21 protein-coding genes are annotated in these 24,608 nt (G+C 56.6%); 14 read left to right on the top strand and 7 right to left on the bottom strand.

Features of this window, described 5'->3' with window-relative positions; all coding sequences use genetic code 11:
* Positions 1–41 precede the first annotated feature (41 nt).
* Entirely contained in the window at positions 42–740 is a 699-nt protein-coding gene (locus C7476_RS16155) for a TetR/AcrR family transcriptional regulator (protein WP_114430934.1), read from the bottom strand.
* A gap of 1,181 nt (positions 741–1,921) precedes the next feature.
* Here C7476_RS16155 and C7476_RS29145 point away from each other — a divergent pair.
* Positions 1,922–2,053, top strand: coding sequence for a hypothetical protein (locus C7476_RS29145; protein ID WP_281032711.1), 132 nt, complete (start codon positions 1,922–1,924; stop codon positions 2,051–2,053).
* 168 nt (positions 2,054–2,221) lie between these two features.
* Here C7476_RS29145 and C7476_RS16145 read toward each other — a convergent pair whose 3' ends face one another.
* Both C7476_RS16145 and C7476_RS16140 read right to left on the bottom strand, forming a co-directional pair.
* Positions 2,222–2,491 carry a hypothetical protein gene (locus C7476_RS16145; protein WP_114430932.1) on the bottom strand — a complete coding sequence of 90 codons (270 nt, stop codon included), beginning with the start codon at positions 2,489–2,491 and terminating at the stop codon, positions 2,222–2,224.
* 94 nt (positions 2,492–2,585) lie between these two features.
* Positions 2,586–3,611, bottom strand: coding sequence for an Ldh family oxidoreductase (locus C7476_RS16140; protein ID WP_114431063.1), 1,026 nt, complete (start codon positions 3,609–3,611; stop codon positions 2,586–2,588).
* Positions 3,612–3,696: 85 nt separating this feature from the next.
* Between C7476_RS16140 and C7476_RS16135 the strand changes: the two genes are divergently transcribed.
* Genes C7476_RS16135 through trhA form a run of 7 tightly spaced genes read left to right on the top strand, consistent with a single transcriptional unit; the run spans position 3,697 to position 10,835 of the window.
* Entirely contained in the window at positions 3,697–4,413 is a 717-nt protein-coding gene (locus tag C7476_RS16135) for a GntR family transcriptional regulator (protein WP_181872465.1), read from the top strand.
* A gap of 56 nt (positions 4,414–4,469) precedes the next feature.
* Positions 4,470–5,402, top strand: coding sequence for an SMP-30/gluconolactonase/LRE family protein (locus tag C7476_RS16130; protein WP_114430930.1), 933 nt, complete (start codon positions 4,470–4,472; stop codon positions 5,400–5,402).
* Positions 5,403–5,447: 45 nt separating this feature from the next.
* The gene (locus C7476_RS16125; RefSeq protein ID WP_114430929.1) at positions 5,448–6,578 is read left to right on the top strand and encodes a sugar ABC transporter substrate-binding protein; all 1,131 of its coding nucleotides are present in this window, start codon (positions 5,448–5,450) and stop codon (positions 6,576–6,578) included.
* 56 nt (positions 6,579–6,634) lie between these two features.
* Complete coding sequence (locus C7476_RS16120) at positions 6,635–8,161, top strand: sugar ABC transporter ATP-binding protein (RefSeq protein WP_425373994.1); 1,527 nt, start codon at positions 6,635–6,637, stop codon at positions 8,159–8,161.
* A complete protein-coding gene (locus tag C7476_RS16115; protein WP_114430928.1) occupies positions 8,158–9,138 on the top strand; it encodes an ABC transporter permease in 981 nt (326 codons plus the stop codon). The genes C7476_RS16120 and C7476_RS16115 overlap by 4 nt, the downstream gene beginning before the upstream one ends.
* Positions 9,135–10,121, top strand: a complete 987-nt coding sequence (locus C7476_RS16110) for an ABC transporter permease (RefSeq protein ID WP_114430927.1) — start codon at positions 9,135–9,137, stop codon at positions 10,119–10,121. Before C7476_RS16115 ends, C7476_RS16110 begins: the two co-directional genes overlap by 4 nt.
* Positions 10,122–10,178: 57 nt before the next feature.
* Complete coding sequence (trhA, locus tag C7476_RS16105) at positions 10,179–10,835, top strand: PAQR family membrane homeostasis protein TrhA (protein ID WP_114430926.1); 657 nt, start codon at positions 10,179–10,181, stop codon at positions 10,833–10,835.
* Here the strand turns inward: trhA and C7476_RS16100 are convergent, their stop codons facing one another.
* Both C7476_RS16100 and C7476_RS16095 read right to left on the bottom strand, forming a co-directional pair.
* Positions 10,836–13,946, bottom strand: coding sequence for an efflux RND transporter permease subunit (locus C7476_RS16100; RefSeq protein ID WP_114430925.1), 3,111 nt, complete (start codon positions 13,944–13,946; stop codon positions 10,836–10,838). It lies immediately after the preceding gene.
* Entirely contained in the window at positions 13,943–15,166 is a 1,224-nt protein-coding gene (locus C7476_RS16095) for an efflux RND transporter periplasmic adaptor subunit (RefSeq protein WP_114430924.1), read from the bottom strand. The genes C7476_RS16100 and C7476_RS16095 overlap by 4 nt, the downstream gene beginning before the upstream one ends.
* Positions 15,167–15,424: 258 nt before the next feature.
* Here C7476_RS16095 and C7476_RS16090 point away from each other — a divergent pair, with 258 nt between their 5' ends.
* Positions 15,425–16,459 (top strand): ABC transporter ATP-binding protein, encoded by a 1,035-nt coding sequence (locus tag C7476_RS16090; protein WP_114430923.1) that lies wholly within the window; start codon positions 15,425–15,427, stop codon positions 16,457–16,459.
* Between the two features lie 94 nt (positions 16,460–16,553).
* On the opposite strand, the gene C7476_RS16085 is transcribed toward C7476_RS16090, so the two are convergent.
* Together C7476_RS16085 and C7476_RS16080 are read right to left on the bottom strand one after the other, a co-directional pair.
* Positions 16,554–18,305: an ABC transporter permease gene (locus C7476_RS16085; RefSeq protein ID WP_342633346.1), complete on the bottom strand. Its 1,752-nt coding sequence runs from the start codon at positions 18,303–18,305 to the stop codon at positions 16,554–16,556.
* A gap of 6 nt (positions 18,306–18,311) precedes the next feature.
* A complete protein-coding gene (locus C7476_RS16080; RefSeq protein WP_114430922.1) occupies positions 18,312–19,286 on the bottom strand; it encodes an ABC transporter substrate-binding protein in 975 nt (324 codons plus the stop codon).
* Positions 19,287–19,538: 252 nt separating this feature from the next.
* On the opposite strand from C7476_RS16080, the gene C7476_RS16075 reads away from it, so the two are divergent.
* From C7476_RS16075 to C7476_RS16055, 5 genes are all read left to right on the top strand, one after another.
* Positions 19,539–20,642: an ABC transporter ATP-binding protein gene (locus tag C7476_RS16075; RefSeq protein ID WP_114430921.1), complete on the top strand. Its 1,104-nt coding sequence runs from the start codon at positions 19,539–19,541 to the stop codon at positions 20,640–20,642.
* Between the two features lie 73 nt (positions 20,643–20,715).
* Complete coding sequence (locus C7476_RS16070; RefSeq protein ID WP_114430920.1) at positions 20,716–21,852, top strand: ABC transporter substrate-binding protein; 1,137 nt, start codon at positions 20,716–20,718, stop codon at positions 21,850–21,852.
* 61 nt (positions 21,853–21,913) lie between these two features.
* A complete protein-coding gene (locus C7476_RS16065) occupies positions 21,914–22,735 on the top strand; it encodes an ABC transporter permease (RefSeq protein WP_114430919.1) in 822 nt (273 codons plus the stop codon).
* Positions 22,732–23,544 carry an ABC transporter permease gene (locus C7476_RS16060; RefSeq protein WP_114430918.1) on the top strand — a complete coding sequence of 271 codons (813 nt, stop codon included), beginning with the start codon at positions 22,732–22,734 and terminating at the stop codon, positions 23,542–23,544. The genes C7476_RS16065 and C7476_RS16060 overlap by 4 nt, the downstream gene beginning before the upstream one ends.
* 3 nt (positions 23,545–23,547) lie before the next feature.
* Positions 23,548–24,597 carry a LacI family DNA-binding transcriptional regulator gene (locus C7476_RS16055; RefSeq protein ID WP_114430917.1) on the top strand — a complete coding sequence of 350 codons (1,050 nt, stop codon included), beginning with the start codon at positions 23,548–23,550 and terminating at the stop codon, positions 24,595–24,597.
* The last annotated feature ends 11 nt before the right edge of the window (positions 24,598–24,608 follow it).

Below are 24,608 nucleotides of genomic sequence, written 5' to 3'. Positions count from 1 at the left end.
AGCGCTTCTAGAATACCCGGCACGATCGCCACGGCGGACTATCAGGACGGTCGGTAAGCTCGCAGGAACACATCAACCCCAGCCGTCACGGTCCTGCGGATCAGTTCCTGCGAAGGCGGACCTTCCATACAACCATACAGGCGTTTCTTGAACATGCCCGACATGAACAGGTCAACCAACTGGTAGGTCGCTAGCTCGGTGTCCGGGATGTCCAGAACTCCAGTCGCGACATTCCTGTCCAGTAGCCCCCTGAGTTTGGCCTGACCGCGCTTGGGGCCCCGCTCGTAGAACTCACGGCTGATCGACGGCATGCGCTCGGCAACGCCGATCACCCCACGCTGCGCGCTAATGACCACATCGGAGGTGATTAGTTCCGCCAAGGCTGATCCGAAACCGATCAGCGCTTCCCGCAAATCCCCATCGTCCTCCAGAAAATTATAGATGTTCACGAAAAGGACTTCGCGGTAATGGTTGCAGAGCTCCATGAAAAGCTCTTCTTTGCTATCGAAATAGACGTAGATCGTCCCCTTCGACACGCCGGCTTCGCGCGTTATGTCATTCATGCTCGCGGCATCGAAACCCAAATGCGAAAAAACGCGGTTTGCGCCTTCAAGGATCTGCTGGCGCTTGGCCGGATCCTGGCCAGCCGCCAATCTGCGCTGCCGCTTGTCGACAAGCATCACCGCTTCCAAGCCGGAAGCATTTATCGATGATACGTGTGACGCCTTCGTAGATGACATTTTAATCTCGTTTTCTTATTTCCAACCGATCGTTTCGATGCACTCGATGCCTGCTCATTTGGGCTATTTCAACGATCGAAACGATGGTTCTATCACGCTTCCGAGTGAGGGCTTATCACGTTATACTTGGGCTGAGTGACTTTGGCATAAACGATGGGGATGAACCATTCCGCCGCCGGCTACGAACGCCGCCGGTTCCCGCCCCAGACCATCGCCCATGCCGAGATTCGAAACGATGTTTCTTGGTAGATGGACCCCGAAGCTTAGGTTCCTCTTCGCGGCGGCTTCCTCCAGCAAACTTGCTAATTCTGTAAGTGTCACGCCGTCGGCCGTCATCATTTGCCGGATCAATGGGTCTCTCAACACTGCGCTACGGTCAGATCTTCCATAATTCGGATTCCATTCCTGAGCTAACCTTCCGTGGGTAATTACCGCGAAGCATTGTGAACGACTGGCCTCGCTGCTGTACTACGTCGGAGGCATCTTTTCTCATTCGCCATTCTCTCGATAAAATGACAGCAGCCAGACAACCGCAGCCGCGGCCCGGATCCATGTTCAAAGTGGGTCATCGCGACCTTCCATGCCAACGTACTCGCGCCAGAAGCGAGGGCAATCTAACCTTGCGTATAGGTTGAACGGTTTTCGGTCATGGAGGATGACACGGTCGACGCATAGTCGCAGCTGTTGCAACGAGTGCCGAGATAATGGCCAGCGGCAGTCGTCTTCAATGTCTATCGATGTGAAGCAGCGTTAGAAAATTTTCAGCAGCGACATCCAGAATCATTCGCTATATTCTGAACAAAAAGTAGCCGCGCGACAGTGGTTTGTCAGTAATATTACATAGCGTTTCACAGTTAACTTAAACTAGGTTGCGATGATTTCTCGACCAGAAAATTGTTTCCGAGCTTGTAAAGAACACCGCTATTCAACTCTTAATAAAGATTTGCTGGTCATGTTACAGGCACTCTGTCCCTCAACTCCTACTAGAAAATCAGTATGGTCACGCATCCCACTCAAGCCATCTGCACGTATGCCATCGGCGACGTCCATGGTCGTGCCGACTTGCTAGGAACTTTGGTCGCTGCAATCACAGTGCATGCCGATAGGAACGAATTTATTCCGAAGTTCATATTTCTCGGCGACATCATCGACCGCGGTCCCGATAGTCGAGGTGCGATCAATTGGCTGCACGCCGTTCGGGCAATGGCTGCTCAAGGCCGATCCTGGACCTTGGCACTGCCGCCACCCTCCGCCCGACCTCGCTCGGTACGGCGACGATATCGCTCTCGGACGCCTCGACCAGCTGGATGTAAGGGTCTTTCGAAGTTCCATCCAGAACCAGAAGGTCGCGACTACTGCTTCAACCCGAACGTGCGATCGTACGCTCCGTATTTGAATTCCTGAGGAACTGCGCGCGAAATTCAGCTTCGGCAAGTTTCGAGACCGGGCGTTTCCTTGCTGCGGGGCGCGGGATTCCGCGATCAGTTGTCTTTGCGCGAGACGAATTTGTTGAACCGGCTCGGTTTTCCGTCCTCGGTTTTTTCCTGATAGAGAAAGGCGAGCTGGCGATCATCGAAAACTTCGAAAAAATCGTCCCATGACATCTTCTCGAGGGTTTCTTCCCGTTCGCCGAAATCGATCCGCAAGATACCCCCCTCATCGCGTCCTGCAACCTTGGATGGCCGGCCATCCCGCGCCTCCACCCATTTACGAATGAGCTTGTGGTCTGTCGTTGATTGCGTCGAAGACATTTTTCCACTCCCTCTTTTGGGGTTGATCGATGCTATCGAACGCATCGCCCGTCAGAGGAGTTCCCGTTCCGGTCAAGAAAATGCAGCTTGACCGCTAGAAATTGAGGAACGCTGCTGTATCGCTATCGAGCGGTATGCCGTCCCGCAGACGCTGCTGTTTCACGGCCCATTCGCGATCGCCCGGCGCCATGACCTTCCCGCCATCGATGGCGGGAACTGCCCGGAGCTGATCGAGGTAGGCGCGCATACCTGCGGCAAAGATGTTCGCGCCTGCAAAGCGTGCAGGATCGATAGCCAGAAAGAAATGTCCCATATTGCGCGGCGTCGATATGTCGTCGCTATTGACCATGGGGATAAAATCAGGATCGAGCGTCGTGCCTGTGAGGACAGCGGAAAGGAGTGTCGCCACACCGGCAAGTCCGGCACCCTTGAAACCGAAGCCTGCGCCGCCTAGTGGCAACAGCATCTGCGCTACATCCGGATCTCGCGTAGGTGCACCCGCAGCGTCCGCCGCAACGCCCTCAGGTAACTCTTTGTCCAAGGAACGATAGAGCAGGACGCGGTTGAGCGGGATGGACGAGGTCGCCATGTCCAGCAGCCATGGCTTTTCGCCCGTTACCGGTGCGGCAAAGGCGAGCGGGTTGGTTCCGTGAAATGGTTCGGCACCATCGAAAAGCCCCACGATCGAGTCGGTATTGGTGGTGGCAAAGCCGATCATGCCCGCTTCCGCAATGGCGAGGGCATAGGGGCCTGCAGCCCCTAAATGTGAGGAACGAGTCGCGCCAACGGCACCTATGCCGCTTTCGCGGGCGATCTCGATGGCGACGGCCACAGCGCGATATGCGGTTAGATGACCGAGCCCGTTATCGCCGTCGACCATGGCTGTGGCAGGACCAGTGCGGTGGCATGAAACAGCAGCTCGCGGATTGACGCGCCCGCCGCGAAGGACCTTGCAGTAATGCGTGATCAAGCGCGCGCCATGACTGTCGATGCCAAGAAGGGATGCGTGCATCAGGGCTTTTGTCGTTGCGGCTGCCGCCTCATCATGAACGCCTTCGGCCACAAGCGCAGCCAGAAGGCGTTTTGCAAGCTCATCCACCTTAACGAGAATTTCCGCCATCTGCTCTACCATCCCTACAAGTATCTAGATGTCTGTGCCGCTAATATATGATATCTCAGATATAAGCACGACAGGAGATGTCTTTGTGACTCTAACGCTTGCCAGAGGTCCTTCATTGACGGAACAGGCCGCCGCGCATATTCGCAGCCGCATTGTACACGGAACGCTGCAGTGCGGCGAACCCTTGTCGGAACTGGCGCTGGCTCAGGAGCTTGGGGTAAGCAAGACTCCGGTGCGCGAGGCGCTTCTGGAATTGAAGCGCCAGGGCCTTGTCGAGATACACCCTCAGCGTGGTACCTTCGTCTTCGAAATGAGTTCAGTCCAGGTTGTGCAGCTCGCCGAGATGCGTTCCATACTCGAACTCGCCGCCCTTCGTCTGGCCATGGAACGCAATCGGGATGCCCTGCGCCGCCGTTGGGCCGAACTTGTCGCCGACATGGATGTGGCGATGGCAATTGGAAACACGCAGGATTATCGCGTTCTCGACGGGATGTTCCATCAAGCAATGTTCGATCTCGCAGAAAATCAGTTTCTGTCCGAGACGTTCACCGTTATCGCGTTCCGCATCCAGGCCTTGCGCAACCGGCTGTCACTCGATCCTGCGCTCAATGAAAAGTCGCATGGAGAGCACAAGCGGCTGCTGGAGCTGGTTACGAAGAACGACAATGAGAAGGTTGTGGAATTGCTGGCCTGGCATATTGAATGGACACGTTCGTCTTACATTGAATTGCTGGGGATGCCTGCAGCCTACAACAGACCAACGCGCAATAGTGAGCGGCGGCTGAAAGCCGTGCAACGATAGTAGCCGTATTCGGCGGCGTGAAAAAGCATGACGGATCGACTTGGGGAGGGCCATCATTGGGAACGGAAGAGGATTTTCTTTCATCGGACGATGAACAGTTCGCGTCTTTTTTTCCGAACGGCGCCAGGCTGGAGCGGATCGCGACCGGCTTTATCTGGGCCGAAGGGCCGGTCTGGATAAACGAAACGCATGAACTGCGCTTTTCCGACATTCCCAACAACCGGATGATGTCCTGGTCACAGGATAAAGGCTTGCAGGTGTTCCGGCAGCCGTCACAACGAACCAATGGCAATACGCTGGACCGGACCGGCGCGATGATCTCCTGCGAACATGGCGGACGCTGTGTCAGCCGCACCGGCAAGGATGGCAGCTACGAGGTTCTCGCCACGCACTGGAAGGGCAAACGCCTGAATTCTCCCAATGATGTGGTGGTCAAATCCGATGGTTCGATCTGGTTTACCGATCCGCCCTACGGCATCATTTCCGATCATGAGGGCATTCGCGCGCCGAGCGAAATCGGCAGCAATCAGGTTTACCGGATCGATCCGGAGACGCACCTCGTCGAGGTGGTTGCGGATGATTTCGACCGGCCGAACGGTCTCGCCTTCTCCCCCAACGAAACAGTGCTCTACATCGCCGATTCCGGTCGTGCTCGCGGCCATGGCTTCGGTTTTGACAACTCGCGTCCGCATAACGTACGCGCTCTCGAGGTGATCGACGGGAGAAAACTTGGGAACAGCCGCGTGGTTGCGGAGATCGACATGGTCCCGGACGGACTGCGCGTCGACACCGAGGGGCTGTTGTGGATCTCCGCCGAGGACGGCATTCACTGTTACACGCCTGATGGAACAAGGCTTGGCCGGATTCTCGTACCCGAGGTCGTCGCCAATCTCACCTTTGGCGGGCCGGAAAAGTCGCGGCTGTACATCACCGCCACAAGCTCTGTCTACGCATTGGAGACGACGCGACGGGGCGCGCAAACCCCGTAAAAACTGCGAATACAAAACAATAACTAACAAGGAGGAGGAACTGAAATGAAAACGACACTTAAGTATCTGTTGGCCGCGACAGCTGCCACTCTCGTGATGACGGTATCTGCCCATGCGGCGGGCCCCGAAATCGTCAAAGGTCCGAGCAAGGATGCAGAATGCTTCAAGCCGCTGACGGCAGAAACGAAGTTTTTCCAATGGCCCAAGAAGGAAGGTCCATACCGCATAGCGCTTGCTAACGGTTTCATTGGCAACACCTGGCGTATCCAGATGATTCAGACCGCCAAAGCCTATGCTGCCTTGCCAGAGGTGAAGGCCAAGCTCAAGGAATTCAAGGTGGTCTCGACTGGCGACGATGTCGCTGCGCAGATCGCGGCAGTGGATAATTTCATCAATTCCGGCTATGACGCCATCGTCGTCAACGCGCAGAATCCGACGGCATTCAAGCCGGTAATCAAGCGTGCCAATGCCGCTGGTGTTGTCCTCATCGCTTTCGACAACACCCTCGATACCGATGAAGCCGTCAATGTGAATGTCGACCAGAAGGGGCTTGGCGAATTGTGGGGCAACTGGCTTGTCAAGAATGTGCCTGGCAACAAAGGCAAGCTGCTTGAAGTACGCGGCGTTACCGGCACTTCCGTCGATCGCGATCGTCATGAGGGCATTCAGGAAGTCCTGAAAAAGTCTGGTGGACAGTGGGAAACCGTCGAGGTCGTCGGCCGCTGGGATGACGGCACCGCGCAGAAGGTCGTGGCTGATGCCATTGCCGTGCACAAGCACTTCGATGGGGTTTCCGTTCAGGGAGGCTCGACCGGAACAGTGCGTGCCATGATCGACGCGAAACATCCTTTCGTTCCGGTGGGCGGTGAAACGGAGAATGGTTTCCGCAAGCTCTGCGCGCAATATTCCAAGGATGGATTGAAATGCACCTCCGCCGGTACCGGCCCTGCGCAGGTTGCGGTTGCCATCAAGACTGCTATTGCGGCGCTCGAAGGAGAGGTCGTCCCGCAATCGATTTCGCTGCCGCTGTCCATTGTCGAAGATCCGAATTTCAAGGACGGCGACAGCTTCTATTCAAAAGAAACCGACAACTTCTTCGTTGGCAATTCCTTCCCGACCTGCGGCATAAATTTCAGTGCACAGGAAATCATGGGTCAGACCAAAGCCGATCAGTAAATCTTCAATGCCGGGGCGCTAGATGTGCGCCCCGGTTCTCTTTGGGAGGGGTTTTCGTGTCGGACGCTGCACCAATTCTGGAAATGAAACATGTCTCGAAGCGCTATGGCGGTATCGCTGCGCTGAACGAGGTGGATTTCGTCGCCTACCCAGGCGAGATTCATGCGATTCTTGGCGAGAACGGCGCTGGCAAATCGACCCTGATCAAAATTGCCGCCGGAGTGACCGACCCGAGCGATGGCGAGGTCTTCGTCGAGGGCCGGCGCGTAAATTTTCGCAACCCAACGGAGGCGATGGCCGCAGGCGTGGTCTGCGTTTTCCAGGAGCTTTCGTTGCTGCCTGACCTGACGGTTGCGGATAATCTCTCGATCGTCTCCCCTCCCCTTCGCGGCGGGTTGATCGACAGTGCTGCACAGCGTCAACGCGCGCGGGAGCTCCTTGCGTCGATCGGCTGTGAGGATGTGCATCCGCTCGAACTCGTACGCGACCTGCCGCTGTCACGGCGTCAGATGGTGGAAATCGCCAAGGCGCTCGGCAAAAAGCCGAAGCTGCTCATTCTGGACGAGGCGACTTCAGCGTTGACAGCCGCCGATGTTGAACGTGTCTACGCGATCATCCGCAAGCTCCGATCTGAAGGCTTGGGTATTCTCTACGTTTCGCACCGGATGCATGAGATCGAGGCTCTTGCCGATGTTGCAACCGTTTTCCGCAATGGAAGGAGGATCGAAACGTTCCGGAAGGGCGAACGCTCGGTCAGCGCCATCGTCCAGATGATGATTGGGCGTGAATTAACGCATCACTATCCTGACAAGCCAGCGCCGAAGCCGGCGGAACCGGTAGCACTGTCTGCCAAAAACCTTGCTTGGGGTACCCAGTTGCGCGATATCTCACTTGATATTCGCAAGGGCGAAATCGTCGGACTGGGAGGATTGGACGGTCAGGGACAGCGTTCCCTGCTGTTGGCGCTTTTCGGTGTGCTCAAAGGTGTTTCAGGTACTGTGGAGATAATGGGCAAACCGCACCGTCTCTCGGGCCCCCGTTCGGCAATGCGCGCTTCCCTGCCATTGGCGCTTATTCCTGAAGACCGCAAGACCGAAGGCTTGATGCTGCCGATGAATATTCGCGACAATATCAGTCTGGCTTCGTTGTCGCGGTTCCAGAAGGGATTGAGACTGGATGGCGGTAAAGAACATTCCGCTGTCGAAAGGATGATCGACAGCCTGAAGATCAAGATTTCCGATCTTTCCGCCGCAGTCTCCACCCTGTCGGGTGGCAACCAGCAAAAGGTCGTGCTGGCTAAATGGTTGATGACTGCTCCCGGCATCATCCTTCTCAACGATCCAACGCGCGGTATCGACGTAGGCACCAAACAGGAGGTGTATCAGCTGCTTCGTGACCTTGCCGACAAAGGAGTGGCGGTACTCTTCTATTCCACAGACTATGCAGAGCTGATCGGCTGCTGTGACCGCGTTCTCGTCATGTATAACGGCAGCATCGCACGGGAACTGAAGGGCCAGCATCTCAATGAGCGCACTATCATCGAAACGGCATTGAATGTCGATGACAAGGAACAGGCGGCATGAACGACCTTCGCCATCGCATCCATCACAATGGCGGGTTGCTCGCAGCCATCGGTCTCTTCATCGTGATGTTCATCATCTATGTCAGCAATCATCCGGTCGGGCTGACAGCGGCGGTGGCGACCACAGCGTCCAACAAGGCGGTTCTGCTCGCGCTGGTCGCCATGGCGCAGACATTGCCGGTGTTGACGCGCGGTCTCGACCTTTCGGTGGGAATGGTCTTCATCCTTGCCAATTGTCTTGCATCCGTCCTCGTGGTTGGAACGATCGGCGAAGGGTTTGCGGGTATCGCGCTCGTATTGGGGGTGGGTGCGCTGGCCGGATTCATCAACGGGGCAATCATTGTCTGGGGGCGACTGCAGCCGATCATCACGACGCTTGCAACTGGCGCCGTATATTACGGCATCGCGCTCTATGTGCGTCCGGGACCTGGAGGCGACGTACAATCTGATATCGCCGACTTTGCAACGGGCCAGCTCTTCGGCATCATACCGACAGCACTCGTTGTACTCCTTGCAATTGTGCTGATCGTCTGGCTACCCTACCGGAATTCAGTGCTCGGACGCGCGGCCTATGCGGTGGGGTCTAACGAGCAGGCCGCCTATATGTCCGGCGTGCCCGTACAGCGGGCGAAGCTCCTGGCCTACACGCTTGCAGGTCTGCTTGCCGCCATCGGCGGACTGATGCTGACCTTCAACACCTATTCAGGCGAGGCCTCGGCTCCGATTGCCAGCACCTATACCCTCAATTCCATCGCGGCCGTGGTGATAGGGGGAACGTCGTTGTTCGGTGGCTGGGGCTCGGCGGTCGGATCGATCTTTGGTGCGTTCGTGCTTCGCACTATCGAAGATCTGCTTTTCGTGTTTGATCTCGATCCGTTGTGGCAGCCGCTGTTCCAAGGGGTTGTTCTGCTTGCGGCCGTAAGTCTCGGCGCATTGCGCGTCCTGCGTATCCGCAACCGCCTGGAGCTTTTCGCATGAGCGAGTCGAAACTTCCGGTCAGCACCATCCCTGCCCTGCGGTTTGCCTTCGACCGCTCGCTTGTCATTGCCTTTGCTTGCATAATCCTGATGCTGCTTGGCGGCGCACTTTATTCCCGCGAGTTCCTCTCACCGGAATATCTCTTGCAGCAACTGCAAATCAGCGCCTTTCTCGGTATCATCGCCTCGGGCGCAATGATGGTCATCCTGATCGGTCACATCGATCTTTCGATCCCGTGGACGGTGACGCTCGGCGCGATGATGGCGACGGCCGTTGCCGGCTGGTTCGGCGAGACCGGTAATCTTATCGCCATTCCGGTCGGGATACTTTGTGGTGCGATGGTCGGATTGCTGAATGGCCTCGGGGTGGCCTATTTGCGGTTGCCGTCGATGATTTTTACACTTGGCATGAACGCTGTGGTGCAAGGGCTGATGGTGTTGCATACGGGCGGTTTTGCGCCGCAGGACCATGCCACCGATGCGATGCATTTCCTGGCTGTCGGACGCCCGATCTTCGGTATCCCGAATGCCCTGCTGATATGGGTCGTCGTCGGTGCGTTCACCATCTTCCTTTTGACCCGTACCGCGTTCGGCCGCCGTGTCTATGCGGTGGGCAATCGCGAGGCTGCGGCCTACCTCTCCGGCGTCAACACCAATGCAGTGATCATCTGGTGTTTTGTTCTGTCGGGGGCGGCTGCTGCGTTCGCCGGTGTGCTGCTTGCGGGTTATTCGACCAAGGCTTATCAGGCCATGGGGGACCCGTATTTGCTGCCGGCCATCGCTGCAGTTGTTCTCGGCGGTACCAATATTCTCGGCGGGCGCGGCAATTACCTCGGTACGATTGCCGGCGTTATCCTGATCACCCTGCTGCAATCGATCCTCGCGGTGATGCAGATGCCGGAAGCCGGCCGGCAGATCATCTATGGCGTGGTTATTCTAGTGATGCTGCTCGCATACGGGCGCGGCGAGATCGATCGAAAGTAGCGGCAGGAGCTGGACAAGTTGCCCCCAAGCGTCGATGCTGGAGGGAATAGGAAGACCATGTCCAAATCCGATACTTCAACGGCGCCTGCCGTAATCTACCGGAACTACACGCTGGCCGAATTGCGTGCCGACGGCGCTGTGCATGTCATCGGCGTTGTTCTGGCGATGGGAGGGTCGGTCGCGCTGCTGTCATTCATGTTAGATCGGACAGCGATGGGTCCTTATGTAGCAACGACGGTCTACCTTGTTACTCTGGTTTTATCGATGTCGCTGTCGGCCGCGTATAATATCTGGCCGATCTCGCCGATTAAGCGGTTTCTGCGGCGTTTCGACCATTCGGCGATCTATCTCCTGATTGCCGGAACCTATACGCCCTTCATGGCCAAGAGCGGAACGTGGTGGCTGCTGGCAGGCGTATGGGCAATTGCCATTGTTGGCGTGCTTCTGAAATTCCTGAAGCCAGACCGCTTCGACAGGCTGTCGATCGGACTCTATCTTGGGCTCGGCTGGAGCGGCGCCGCGGCCTATCAGGAATTTTCCGGTGCGCTCTCCGCCACGATCGTCTGGCTCATTCTTGCCGGCGGCGTGGTCTATTCGCTCGGGGTTATTTTCCATATTCTGGAGAGGTTGCCCTTTCACAATGCGATATGGCACGGGTTCGTCTTGGTCGCAGCGAGTATTCATTTTGCGGCGGTGTGTTCGGCCGTCGCCTGATTATTCAGCTGGTGCCGGCGCGTGTGTGCCGCGCAGTCGGCGTCCGATCTTGCTCAAGGCGCGAGACAAATCCTCCATGTAAAGGAAAATGACCGGTGTGATGAACAGCGTGAGGATCTGGGAGACCACGAGACCGCCGACCACTGCCACACCAAGCGGTTGGCGAAGCTCGGAGCTTGCTCCTGCGCCAATGGCGATGGGAATCGTACCCATGAGGGCAGCGAGGGTCGTCATCATGATTGGCCGGAAACGCACGAGACAGGCTTCGCGAATGGCATCAAACGAGGTTTCACCGGCTCTTTGGCGAACAAGCGCAAAGTCGACCATCATGATTGCGTTCTTCTTGACGATGCCGATCAGCATCAGGATGCCGATGATCGCAATGACGCTGAGATCGTAACCGAACAACTCCAGCGTAGCGAGTGCGCCTGCAGCGGCCGCAGGCAGTCCTGTCAAAATGGTGAGCGGGTGGACGAAGCTTTCGTAGAGGATGCCGAGGACGATATAGATCGTCAGGATTGCCGCACCGACAAGCAGACCCTGGTTGGCGAGGGATTGCTGGAACACCTGGGCGGTACCGGTAAAGCTCGACGTGATGGTTTCAGGTACACCTAATTGCGTTTTTAAAGCATCAAGCTTCTGTACCGCCTGACCGAGAGAGACACCCTGCGGCAGATTGAAGGAAATCGTGACAGCAGGCAACTGTCCCAATTGGCTGACAGCCAGCAGCCCCGTCTTGCGCTCGACATGGGCGAAGGCTGAGAGCGGTATCAGCTTGCCTGTGGTTGGCGAGCGGATCTGCATCTGGTCAAGCTTGTCGGTCGTCCAGGGAATGTCTGGATCCAGCTCGAGAATGACCTGATAGCTATCAGCCGTCGAGAATATAGTAGATGCCTGATTGGTACCGAAAGCGTAGTAGAACGTATTGCGCAACTGATCGGCATTGATACCGAGCATCTGCGCCTTGTCCTCATCGATCACCAGATTCGCCTGAAGCGCGTTGTTCTGCAGATTGCTTGATACGTCGACGAAGGTCTGGCGTTCCTGCTGCATCGCCAGCAGGATTTTCTGCGAACATGGATAGAGGTCCGTCGAAGTGACACTTTGAAGATTGTATTGATATTGCGCATTGGAGGAGACGCCGCCGATACGCAGGTTCTGCACCGCGACAGGATAGCTGGTAATCCCGGGAATCTTGGACAAGGTCTGGCGCAGATCGCGGAGAAGCGGTTCAAGCGCCAGTCGCTCGGCTTTTGGTTTCAGCTCGACGAACATTCGCCCCTGATTGAGACTGGCGGAGTTGAAGCCGCCGCCAACCGTGGATACGACATGCGCAACATAGGGCTTGCTTGAAATCGCATCCGCGACCTTTTTCTGCAGCACCACCATGGCATCGAACGAGATGTCCTGGCGTGCCTCGGTCGAGATGGATAACTGCCCGATATCCTCAGTCGGCAGAAAACCCTTGTTAATCGTTGCGAAGAGATAGCCGGTTGCGACGACGGTCAGCAGGAATACGCCAAGGACGACGGGGCGTGCGCGCAGGCAAAGGTCAAGAACGCGGCCGTAACCCGACTGCACCGCGTCGAAAATGCGCTCGGTGAGCGGTTTCTTCTTTTCGCCATCGGTATGCTTTTCGGGAGGCAGATGGCTGCAGAGCATCGGCGTCAGCGTGAGGGATATCAGCGCCGAGGCAACGATGGCCACTGTCACAACGACGGCGAATTCGTTGAAGATACGCCCGACGACGCCGCCCATCAGCAGGATCGGGATGAACACGGCAACCAGCGACGTGGTGATCGAGATGATGGTAAAGCCGATCTCCTCGCTACCCTTTAGTGCCGCCTCGAGCGGAGCCATGCCATTTTCTATATGGCGAGCTATGTTTTCCAGCATGACGATCGCATCATCGACGACCAGTCCGACAGACAGGGTCAAACCAAGCAACGAGATGTTGTCGATCGAAAACCCGAGCACATACATCGCGCCAAGTGTGGCGATCAACGAAAGCGGGACAGCGACGATCGGGATCATCGTTGCGCTCACCCGCCGCAAGAAGATGAAGATCACGAGGATAACGAGGCCAATCGTCAAAAGCAGTGTGAATTGCACGTCCGACACCGCCTGCCGGATAGAAGCCGAGCGGTCATTCAAGATGTGGATGCTTGCCGAAGGTCCAAGGTCCTGCTCGAATTGCGGGAGGATCGCCTTGACGCGGTCCACCACGTCGACGGTGTTGGCACCCGGCTGGCGAAAAACGCCGAGAACAAGCGATGGCTTGCCATCATATCGGCTCTCGGTCTGCGTGGTGGCAACGGAATCGATGACGCGGGCCACATCGCCCAGGCGAACCAGCTTGCCATTCGCCGATTTGACGATGATCTGGCGGAACGTGTCGGCGTTTTGCGCCTGCGTATCGGCTTCAATCGCCATCTGCTGTGTCGGGCTGGAGATCGTTCCAACAGGAGCGATCGAATTCTTGCTGGCGACGGCAGCCGTCAGTTCATCGAGGCCAATGCCGCGTGCGGTCACCGCCTCCGGATCGACCTCGACGCGCACGGCATATTGCTTGGTGCCAAAGACCTGGACTTCTCCGACGCCGTTGATCGTCGAAAACGCGGGAGACATGACGTTCTCGGCGTAGTCGTCGAGTTTCGAAAGCTGCATCGTATCGCTTTGCAACGCCACGAGAACGACCGGTGCATCGGCGGGATTGCTCTTTCGATAGCTCGGGGGAGTCGTCATGTTGGCTGGGAGCTGGCGCAGAGTGCTTGCGATTGCCGCCTGAACGTCGGCGGCGGCCTGATCAATGTTGCGGTTCAGATCGAATTCGAGCGTGATATGCGTCGCGCCCTCAGTGCTCGTGGAACTGATCGTCGAGATGGCCTGTATCGTCGAGAACTGTTTGATCAGTGGCGTCGCGACGGAGCTTGCCATGGTATCCGGTGCTGCGCCAGGAAGCTGGGCGGAAACCGTTATGATCGGAAAATCGACTTCAGGCAGCGCGGCGACCGGAATGAAATTGTAAGCAAAAAGGCCCGATGCCGCGAGCGCGATGGAAAGCAGAATTGTTGCAATTGGCCGGCGGATGAAGACCGATGAAATATTCATTTAGCAGCCTCTAAAGCTCCGGAAACCGGGCTAATGATCGACGATGCTATATCCGCCGCCTGTGTGCTCGTCTGGACGGGTGAGCCGTCTTGCAAGTGAAGCTGGCCATCGACCACAACCTGATCGCCAGGCGCTATGCCGGAAGCGACAACTGCGGTGTCGCCCACCATGTCAGTCAGTGTGATGTTCTGTTTTGCGACTGTCTTGTTGGAATGAACGAGGAAAACGAACGAGCCGTCATTACCCTGCTGAATGGCGACAAGCGGCACAGTCGTGGCATTCTTGTGAACTGTGAGTTCCACTACAGCCGTAACATACTGTCCCGGCCAAAGCGCACCGTCCATATTGGCGATATCTGCCTTCAGAACCACCGTGCCGGAAGATGTGTCGACACTCGAATCGATGAAATTCAAAGTACCTGTCGCGACCGTATCGTTGCTGCCGGGAAGTTTGACCTGGACCGGCGTCGGATGATCTGCCACCGCTGATCGGAGCGCGGGCAGGTCACGTTCGGCAATGACAAAGGCAACACGCAGCGGCGCCATTTTGGTAATAGTGAGAAGGGCGTTCGTATCGTTGTTGCGCACAAAGTTGCCGACGGATGTGTTGACGACGCCCACGCGCCCGTCGATCGGCGCCGTGATCGTCATATAAGATAGTTGCACCTGATCAGCCGCAATCTGCGCCTTGTCCATATTGATCGTTGCTTCCAGCACCTTTACGGCGGCTTCGAACTGATAGACCTGCTGATTGGTATCGACGTTGCGTTTTTGCAGGTCTTGGGCACTTGTCAGATCGAGATTTGCAGCGACCAGACTTGCCTGGTCCTTGGCAAGCAGTGCTTGATCCTTGTCGATCATGGCGCGGATTGCACGATCATCAAGTTGGAAAAGCACGTCTCCTGTCTTGACCATTTGACCGTCGGTGACTTCGGTTGCGACGACAACGCCGTCGATCTGTGGCTTTACGGCGACTGTGTCGATCGGCTCCATCGTGGCAACGATTGTCTTGGTGACAGGTACATCCTCCGATTTGGCAGATGCAACCACAACAGAGGCCGTTCCTCCCCCTTTACGAACCTTGCCGCTAGCGGGCGATGTATCGCCTGATGATGTGCTCTGTGCCGGTGGAGATGCGTGTTGGTATAGTTCGGGATAGACGACAAAATAGCCAATACCGGCAATGAGTGCTGCACCTAGCAAAAGGCCGATACGCTTCATGACGACATCTCTTTCGTGGCGGTACGCCGTGGGAGCCCGCCTTCCCCTAATGCGCAAGCACTAACGACTCCGAAGGCCATTTCAAATTATAGTTTCGTAATGATTGGAACCTTCGTGGCAGTGCTTCCGGCGTTAATCACAGACGCTATCTGGGTTTTTTCTAATACGCATGTCCGACATCAACTGCTCGTCACACAATTGTTACGCAAACGCAGCATAGCCGGTGTCTAATTGCAGAAAGGATTGTAAAATCTGCGCATGACCGAAATCCGCATCCAGAACCTGACAAAACGCTTTGGCGACGTCACCGCGCTCAATGATATCTCGATCGATTTTCCAGCCGGGTCGTTCACCTCATTGCTCGGCCCATCCGGTTGCGGCAAGACCACGTTGCTGCGGCTGATCGCAGGCTTTGAAGCACCGGATGGCGGGCAGCTGTCGTTTGGTGACGAGCTGATCGCCGATGCGAAGAGCCAAAAGAAGCCGGAGGAGCGCGGTGTCGGTGTCGTCTTTCAGTCGTATGCCCTTTGGCCGCACATGGATGTGGCTGCAAATGTCGCCTATCCCTTGAAGACGCGAAAGGTGGGTAAGGACGAGATTGCGAGGCGCGTCGCTGCCGTCCTCGACAGTGTGGGCCTGGATGGCTACGCCAAGCGTGGGATCGAGGAGCTTTCCGGTGGTCAGCGTCAGCGGGTTGCTCTCGCACGCTGCCTCGTCGCGGATGCAAAGACTATTCTTTTCGATGAGCCGCTCGCCAATCTCGACATGCATTTGCGGGCTTCGATGGTCGAAGCATTTCGCGAGATCCACCGTCGCACGCGCGCGACAATCGTCTATGTGACGCATGATCAATCGGAAGCACTCGCGCTGTCCGATCGTGTCGCGGTCATGAGTTCGGGAAATATCCTGCAGATCGCCTCCCCTGCGCAAGTCTATCATTCGCCAGCCGACCGAAGAGTGGCGGGGTTTATCGGCCGCGGGACGGTTGTCTCCGGCACAGTCGTGCGCAGGAACGGCCAATCAACAATCGTCGATATCGGGGGCACACAAGTCACCGCACGTGGACAGGCCAACGGTACGGATAATGTGCAGGTCCTGCTGCGTCCAGAGGCCGTCACTCCTTCCGATCAGGGTCTCGCTGCTGTCGTTCAGCAGAGCACCTATCGCGGACCGGTGCACGAAACGTGGCTCGAACTAGCCAATGGCGAGCGGCTGACGCTCGATAGCCCGCATCCCCTCCCCCCTGGAAGCAAGGTTCATCTCGGCGTTAGCGACGCCTGGATCATTCCTTAGAGCAACTTTCTTCGAAACACGGAGTTGCTCTAACTCTTAGTTTTCACGCAATTCCGGACGGAAAAACCGGTTCCCACTTTTCCTGGAATTGCTCTCAACGCCAGGGTAAGACGCCCGCGGGGAGCTTCCGGCCAAGCCGGTCAAGGACGAGAAGCAATACCAGGACGATGACAATGGTCGTGACTGCGATTGCCGCCGCCTGGGTCCCGAGCCCGGCCTCTTCCAGGCTGAACAGCACGACGCCCAGGGTTTCGTTGCCGCTTGACCACAACAATGCGGAGACTGTCAGCTCGTTGAAAGCGCTCATGAACACCAGGAGCGCGCCTGCGACGGCGGCTGGTGCGGCCAGCGGCGCGGTGATCGTCATCATCCGGCGCAGGGGGTAAGCACCCGACACCGCTGCGGCCTCGTCCAGATCTCGCGACATCTGGCCAATAGCAGCGGTGACCGGTTTCATGGCGAGTGCGAAGAACCGCATGAGATAAGCCGCGAGGATGATCCATGGCGTAGCGTAGAGGCTACCGATGAATGGCAGCGGCCGCAGGAACAGCAGAATGCAGGCGATAGCGAGGACGATGCCCGGCAGCGCATAGGGCAATTCGATCATCCCATGCAATACGCGTTGCGACAGGCGCGAAAAGCGCTCGAGGCCGCTCGCCAAAGGAATGGCGCCGACGGCGAGGATCAAAGCCGCACCACCAGCCAGGATTGTGGAATTGCGGAAAGCGCGATTGGTCGAAGCCTGACGAAACAGCACTTCCTCGAAGTTGGAAAAGGTCAACGTAGCCCAGTTAAGCGGTACACCGAATGACGGAATAAGCGCAGTCGTTACCAAGGCGAGAACAGGGAGGATGAGCATGAACAATATAGCGATCCAGCCCAGCAGTGCGAGCGGCAACCGCCAACGTCCCAAAGTGAAACGCGCAGGTGTTCCGGCCGTGTAACGATGGCCAGCGCGGCGCAGGGCCAGCGCCTGCAACGTGACACCGAGCAGCGCCAGGGTGGCAATCAGGACGGAGAGCGCCGCAACTTGCGGCAATACGCTTGGGCCGAAGCTGGAAATTCGCTGATAGATCAGCGTTGTCAACGTCAGATAATTGACCGGCATGCCGAGCAGCGCGGGTATGCCGAAATTGCCGACGCCAGAGACGAAGGCAAGCGCCGTTGCGGCGACTAGATATGGCCGAACCATCGGCAGGATAATGGTGAGAACGACACGGAGCGGCGAAGAGCCCGATGAACGCGCCGCTTCAATAAGATCCCGCGGGATGCGCGTGAGCCCTGCACGCAGCGTGATGAAGATGATCGGCGCGTGTTGAATGGCGTAAAGCAGGATAATGCCCTTGCGGCCGAGCAGAGGATTGACGGTGCCTGGGAGGGGCGAGAGATTGAGCGCTCCGAGCAAGGTGCTCGATGGTCCGAACAGATGCAGCCACGACAGCGCCATGACTTGCGGCGCGATCATCAACGGCAGCAGCAATAGAAAACTTAGTGTCCGCCGTCCCGGCAAATCGGTCATCGATAGCGCAACGGCAAAGGGCGCACCGATCATGAGTGCCAGCAACGCACCGAAGAAGGACGTGTCAAGCGTATTGAACGTTGCGCGGATGACCGCCGGGCTTGAAAGACGGCTTGCGAAAGTGGCCAAATCAACTTCGCCGCCGGGAGCAATGGCCGTCGACACGAGGCGCAGCACGGGGACGAGGCTCAGCAGAAAAATGACTATCAGAACGGCCAGACTCGAAAGCCGCGTATAGTAGCGAAGCTTTCGCCACAGGATTGGGATAAAACCCGCGTCGCGTGACGCGGGTCTTTCGCCTCGGCGGAGAAATTGGGTAACAGCCAAAGAGCTTTACTGCCCCATGACTTCGCTGAATTTTTCTTTGTTCGCCGTGTCGTTCGCCAACGCGCCGGCTGCATCGAACGCCAGCACCTTGATGGCAGAACGATCCGGATAGCCGGCCGGAAGGCCGGCATCGGGACGCGCAGGGATATACCCCATGGTGACGGCCAGCTTCTGTCCTTCTTCAGATAGAAGGAAGTTGACGAAGGCTTTTGCTGCCTCGGGGTTTTTAGCCGTAGAGAGAATGGCGACCGGTTCGGTTACGGCCGAGACGCCTTCCTTCGGAAATACGAACTCGACCGGCGCGCCTTTGGCCTTTTCGCGGATTGGCATGTAATCGACGATCATGCCGAAAAGCTTGTCGCCACCGCTGACAGCTTTGAGGACATCGCCATTGCCGCCTGCGGCCTGCGCACCATTCCTGGCGAGCTCGGCATAGAAATCCCAGCCCTGTGGCAGGTTTTCCGTCAACGTCACCGTATGGATCATCGCTGCACCCGATGTCAGCGGGCTTGGCATACTGACCAGATTCTTGGCCTCGGGCTTGGTCAGGTCGCTCCAGCTCGCGGGAACGAAAGGCGCCTTCGTGTTGTAGACGATGCCGGTCGTGATGAGTTTGGTGGAGAAATAGGTTCCGTCCTTGTCCAGCAGCGCCGGGTCGATGCCGTTGGTATCGGCATCCTTGAACGCGAGAAGTCGGCCCTCTTTCTTCAAACCTTCCATTGTCACAACATCTGAAATCAAAAGAACATCGGGTTGGGGATTGCCCGCTTCGATCTCGGCCCGCAGCTTGGCCATGATCTTAGGCGTTCCGTCACGAACCCATTCGACCTTGATGCCGGGGTTCTTTGCCATAAAGGCGTCCGTCGTCTTTTGTGCATCGGTGTTGGGCTGACTTGTATAGAGAACGAGTTTACCATCAGCGGCGAAGGCCGGATGCAGCCCGGCGGCCAGTAAAATTGCAGCGGCGAGAATTTGACGCACGATGATTCCCTTTATTAAACGAGACAAGCCCGCTTCTCTTTTATGCGGGCACATACGGACTGGCCACCCTTATACAAGCCGGATAACGATTCTATGACATATACACGAAAGTCGCACTTTCGCTGTCGGATATCATCAGGCTGGCGCAATTGTGCATTTGCAGCTTCAATATTTTTCGCTTGTCACGTGGCTGTTATGAACAGACAGTACAAGGAAAAATTGCACAGCTGCGCAATAGGGTGGAACTGAAGTATGCGGCCATTTCTCTCGGTCGAGACGATGAGCGTTGGCTATGGCACAACGACCGTTCTCGATAAGCTTGACCTCGGTATTCATAAGGGCGAATTCGTCGCTCTGCTGGGCTCGTCGGGCTGTGGCAAGACAACGCTATTGCGCACGATCGCCGGATTTACCAAACCATATTCCGGTTCGATCCGGGTGGCGGATCGCGACGTTACGCAAATGCCGCCGGACAAACGCGGCATGGCGCTGGTTTTCCAGTCCTATGCGCTGTGGCCGCACATGACTGTTGCCCAGAATATCGGCTACGGGTTGAAGTTGCAGAGGCAGTCGCGAGAGAACATCGACGCGCGGGTCAACGAGATGCAGAATCTGCTCGGCCTTGCGGGGCTTGGCGATCGCAAACCTGGACAGCTTTCGGGGGGACAGCGGCAGCGCGTCGCGCTCGGCCGGGCCCTGGCAATCGATCCGGAAATCCTGCTGCTTGATGAGCCACTTTCCAATCTCGATGCGCGCATTCGCCTTACGGTGCGACATGAAATTCGCTCTCTGCAGAAGCGGCTCGGCATCACTGCGATCCATGTCACCCACGACCGCGAAGAAGCGATGGTGATGGCAGACCGCATCATCATCATGAATGCAGGTCGTATTGAACAGGAGGGGTCACCGGAAGATGTCTACAACAAGCCCGCCTCCCCTTTCGTGGCTGCATTCATGGGGGCTGAGAATCTCCTGTCGATGCAGGCCCGAGTCCATGGCGAGCAGGTCGAACTCATGGAAGGTTCGTTCAACCCGTCGATCGTAACAGCACTTGCCGGACGGACATTGGCAACCGGCCCGATTGAACTGCGTTTCCGTGCCGAGGCGGCACGTCTTGCACGTTCTGAGGATAAGACGGTTCTGCAACCTGGTACGCTGGAGTTACGTGGTCAGGTTACAAGCGTCAGCTATCCGGGTGGTCATTGGCGTCACGCAATCAGGCTGGGTGAGAACGAGATCCTTGTCGACGCTGATACCCCGTTCAATCAGGGCGAGACAGTAAGAGTGTGCATTCCAGCCAAGTCGCTTTTTATGTTCAACCTTGTTGAAGGCTTGGCCGATGCACGGTCCGACTAGACAAAATTGGATGCCGGAAGCCGGCCGCCAACGCGACACTGCAATTATTTACTTTTCTCAAGGGAGATAACAAATGAAAACACTTCTACAGGCCTCTCTCATCCTCGGATTGGCCGCGACCCCTGCTGCTGCGGCTGATCTTACGGTTTTGACCGCTGGTGACCAGAACATGGTCGACTACATCAATGACTATCTCGGCCCTCTCTTCGAGAAGGAAAATCCGGGGACGACAGTGCGGGTCGTTGGCACCGGCCCCGGCGATGCCGGGTCGCAGAAGATCGTCGAGCGATTCGACGCGCAGGCGAAAGCCAATATGGATAAATGGGACGCGGACGTTGCCGTTGTGCATGAGAAATTCGCCGGGCCACTGGTCAAGAATGGCTATCTTGAATCATACCGGTCGAAGATACCATCCGGCGAGATGGTCACCAGCGAAAAAGCAAAGATGGCGCTTGGCGCAAATGTCGATGGTTATGTCATGCCGATGTTTTCAAGCCAGACTGCGATCGCCTACAACCCTGCGCTCATACCCAACCCGCCCAAGAGCTATGAGGAACTCGTCGCCTGGGCCAAACAGAATCCGAAGCAGTTCGGCTATAACGGTATCAAGGGTGGAGCATCAGGCGTCAGTTTCGTCATGGGCTGGATCTATGCCTTCGGTGACGGCGACGCCAACAAACTCATGAATGGTCCATTCGAGGAAGCCGAGTCCAAAAAGTGGGACAAGGCTTTTGCAAGTTTGAAGGATTTCACAACCAACGCCACCCTTACCCCGGGCAATGCTGGCACATTGGATATGCTCAGCCGCGGCGAAATTGCCATGGGGCCGGTTTGGGTCGACATGTTCTATTCGTGGCAAGCAGATGGCAAATTGCCACCGGAGATGAAGTTGTTCCTGCCTGCGCCGGGTATGCCAGGGCAACCGATGCACTATGTCATTCCGTCCAAGAGCCCGAACACGGAACTGGCAGAGAAATTCGTCGCGCTGGCGACAAGCCCGAAAGTTCAGGCCGATGGAATCGTCAAGCGGTTCAACTGGTACCCCGGGATCGATGCGAAGTTCGTGCAGCCGGAACTGGACAAAGCCAGCTGGGACAAGCTCTTCGTCGACATTTCCCCTGCTGATCTTGCAACCAAGGCCAAGCCTTTCCCGATCGCACCATATAACTCGGCCATCCTCGAGGCTTATGAAAAGAATGTAGCCAACTAATATCTCGTTTTTGGGCTGTTGACATCTGTCGATGGCCCCCTCCCCTTCCCGGAACATTTTGATGCAGACGCGCTTTCTCGCACTTCTCCTGGTTCTTCCGGCACTGATCGTGATCGTGCTGTTTTTCATTGTACCGCTGTTTGCGTCCATCCTCGGTGCATTCGAGGTTGGCGACAGTTTCGGGCTTGGCAATTTCAGCAAATCGTTCGATCTCTATTCGAGGGACATGATTTTCACCGTGGTCATCGTCTCCATTTCGACCGTGCTTATCGGACTTTTGTCTATCGCGATTGGCGGATATCTTACCCTTGGCGAAAATCCACGCTCTGTTGCGATCCTGCGCTGGCTTTATCGCTGGCCCATGTTCATTCCCTTTATTGTTGTCGGTCAGGTCTTGCGCACCTTTCTCGCCAAGAACGGGCTGATGAACAATATCCTGGTCAGTCTCGGAATATTGACCCCTTTGCAGACGACCGGGTTTCTCGACTGGCGCGGCATTGTGATTGCTTTTGTCTGGAAACAGACGCCGTTCGTGACGCTGCTTGTTGCCGGGGCCATGGCATCGCTCGATCGCAGCACCATTGAAGCCGCACGCAATCTTGGGGCTTCGCGCCTGCGTATTCTCATCGAAATTGTCGTGCCGCAGATCTCCGGCACGTTGCTCGTCGGTCTGATCCTTTCCTTCGTCACCATGATGTCCGTTCTGTCCGTCCCGCTGATGATCAACGCCCAGTCGCCGACGATGCTGACCGCCGATATCGCTTTTCGGATCAATGCCCACGGTGATTACGGCGTCGCCAATGCGCTCGGCGTGATTTCTTTGCTTTTGACAGCTGGTGTGGCACTGATATATCTGCGTCAGACAATGAAGGACCGCCTATGACGGCTCATATCGATCTCTGGTGGCTGCCGCGGGCCTTCATTCTTGGGCTCCTTGCCTTCATCATTTTCGGGCCATTGACCAATCTGCTTTTGTGGACGGTGGCGGAGAAATGGTATTTCCCGCATATGCTGCCGTTGGAATACGGGTTCACTTTCTGGCAGAGGGTATTCTCTCCGCGCGGGAATGCCATGGCATCGTTGATGACCAGTATCGTCGTCGCGACGCTCACCGTCATCGCGTCGCTGGCTTTGGCCATTCCTGCAGGCTACGCTCTATCGCGGCTGAAATTGCCGTTTCGCGGTTTGATCCTTCTCGCATTTCTTATCCCTCAGGCTTTCCCTAACCTTCCGGTCTACGTAAACATTGCCCGGTTTTTTTACGAGATCGGCCTTAACGGAACCATTGCCGGCGTCGTCATGGTGCACGTTACGCATGGCCTGGTGTATGCGGTATGGATTGCTACGGCGGCATTTTCGGCAGTGGATATCGATCTTGAAGAAGCGGCGCGTTCGATTGGTGCCGGGCCGCTTCGCGCGTTTCGCGACGTCACGCTCCCCCTTGCCGCTCCCGGTCTCTTGGCCAGCGCTATCTTCGTTTTTCTCGAATCGCTCGACGAATTTACCGGCAGCTATTTTGTCGGCGCGCCTGTCGTGAATACCCTGCCTCTATTGCTATACACTGCGAGTTCAGGTGGAAATTATCAGATTGCGTCAATCACCGCCCTGCTGTTACTCGTACCCTCGATTGGCTTCATGCTGGTGGTGGAGCGATTCTTGCGGGCAGATGTGCTTTCCAAGGTCGGACATTGAAACATGAAATCTAAAAACAAGCACGCTTCCAATGACGACAAGCAGTACGTCAGTGCGCTGCAGGTTGCGAAACACGCGGGTGTATCCCGCTCGGCGGTGTCGAGGGCTTTTACACCAGGGGCAAGCGTCTCGGCAAAAAAGCGCGAGAAGATCATGGAGGCCGCGGAAGCGCTTGGCTATCAGGTCAACGATCTAGCGCGTGGTCTTCTGGCTCGAAAGAGCCGTCTCGTGGGTTTGGTCGTTACCAATCCCGAACTCGGCTATCGCTCACATCTGGTTGCGGCGCTGACCAAGGCGCTCATTCATCGGGGCAGTGTTCCCATAGTGATCAATACCGGCCGCACCGAAGAAGAACTGGTTGCAGCACAAAAGACGCTCTTTGGCTATCGTGCGGAAGCGACGATTATCCTCTCCGGTTCACCGCCCTCGTCTTTCGTTGATCTCGCCCGCCGCAATGGCCAGCCATTGATTGTTCTCGGCCGCTCGGAAACGGGAGCAGATGACGTCAATATAGACAATGAAGGCGCCGGCCGCGAGGCCGCACGGTTTTTTCTCGCCGATGGTATCAAGAAGTTGGGGTTTGCCGGGGCTCTTTCAGGCACACCCACGACGATCGAACGCGAATATGGTTTCCGGCATGAAGCCGAACTGCATGGTGCTACGGTGCTGACCGGAAATGGCCAGAATTCGGATTATGCGGGTGGGCAGGAAGCCGCTCAGCAGCTTTTCGCTGTTGAAAGCGACCGCCCGGACGCAGTGTTTTGTGTCAATGATCTGGTGGCATTCGGCTTGATTGATTATGTAAGAAAACACACAAAACTCTCGATCCCGGAAGATCTTTCCATCGTAGGATTCGACGATATTCCGGAGGCGTCATGGGATGCCTACAATCTCACGACCTTTCAGCAGGACGCGAGCACTATGGCGGCGCATGCAGTGGCACTTCTCGATCGCCGCCAGGCGGAACCTGACCGCCCGCCTGCTCATGAACGCTTGAATACACGTCTTATCCTGCGCGGCAGCGCGCGTATTCCTGGTTCGTACAAATCCTAGAAAACTCCTGG

It is taken from the genome of Phyllobacterium bourgognense (genome assembly GCF_003337575.1).
Lineage (GTDB): Bacteria > Pseudomonadota > Alphaproteobacteria > Rhizobiales > Rhizobiaceae > Phyllobacterium > Phyllobacterium bourgognense.
The sequence above is the reverse complement of the archived record's forward strand: the minus strand, read 5'-3'. Positions and strand labels throughout refer to the sequence as shown.

Bases quoted from the DNA above. Each gene is read 5' to 3' on its own strand.
- C7476_RS16155 (WP_114430934.1), bottom strand. From the start codon at position 740: ATGTCATCTACGAAGGCGTCACACGTATCATCGATAAATGCTTCCGGC.
- C7476_RS16145 (WP_114430932.1), bottom strand. From the start codon at position 2,491: ATGTCTTCGACGCAATCAACGACAGACCACAAGCTCATTCGTAAATGG.
- C7476_RS16140 (WP_114431063.1), bottom strand. From the start codon at position 3,611: ATGGCGGAAATTCTCGTTAAGGTGGATGAGCTTGCAAAACGCCTTCTG.
- C7476_RS16125 (WP_114430929.1), top strand. From the start codon at position 5,448: ATGAAAACGACACTTAAGTATCTGTTGGCCGCGACAGCTGCCACTCTC.
- C7476_RS16115 (WP_114430928.1), top strand. From the start codon at position 8,158: ATGAACGACCTTCGCCATCGCATCCATCACAATGGCGGGTTGCTCGCA.
- C7476_RS16110 (WP_114430927.1), top strand. From the start codon at position 9,135: ATGAGCGAGTCGAAACTTCCGGTCAGCACCATCCCTGCCCTGCGGTTT.
- trhA (WP_114430926.1), top strand. From the start codon at position 10,179: ATGTCCAAATCCGATACTTCAACGGCGCCTGCCGTAATCTACCGGAAC.
- C7476_RS16100 (WP_114430925.1), bottom strand. From the start codon at position 13,946: ATGAATATTTCATCGGTCTTCATCCGCCGGCCAATTGCAACAATTCTG.
- C7476_RS16095 (WP_114430924.1), bottom strand. From the start codon at position 15,166: ATGAAGCGTATCGGCCTTTTGCTAGGTGCAGCACTCATTGCCGGTATT.
- C7476_RS16090 (WP_114430923.1), top strand. From the start codon at position 15,425: ATGACCGAAATCCGCATCCAGAACCTGACAAAACGCTTTGGCGACGTC.
- C7476_RS16075 (WP_114430921.1), top strand. From the start codon at position 19,539: ATGCGGCCATTTCTCTCGGTCGAGACGATGAGCGTTGGCTATGGCACA.
- C7476_RS16070 (WP_114430920.1), top strand. From the start codon at position 20,716: ATGAAAACACTTCTACAGGCCTCTCTCATCCTCGGATTGGCCGCGACC.
- C7476_RS16065 (WP_114430919.1), top strand. From the start codon at position 21,914: ATGCAGACGCGCTTTCTCGCACTTCTCCTGGTTCTTCCGGCACTGATC.
- C7476_RS16060 (WP_114430918.1), top strand. From the start codon at position 22,732: ATGACGGCTCATATCGATCTCTGGTGGCTGCCGCGGGCCTTCATTCTT.
- C7476_RS16055 (WP_114430917.1), top strand. From the start codon at position 23,548: ATGAAATCTAAAAACAAGCACGCTTCCAATGACGACAAGCAGTACGTC.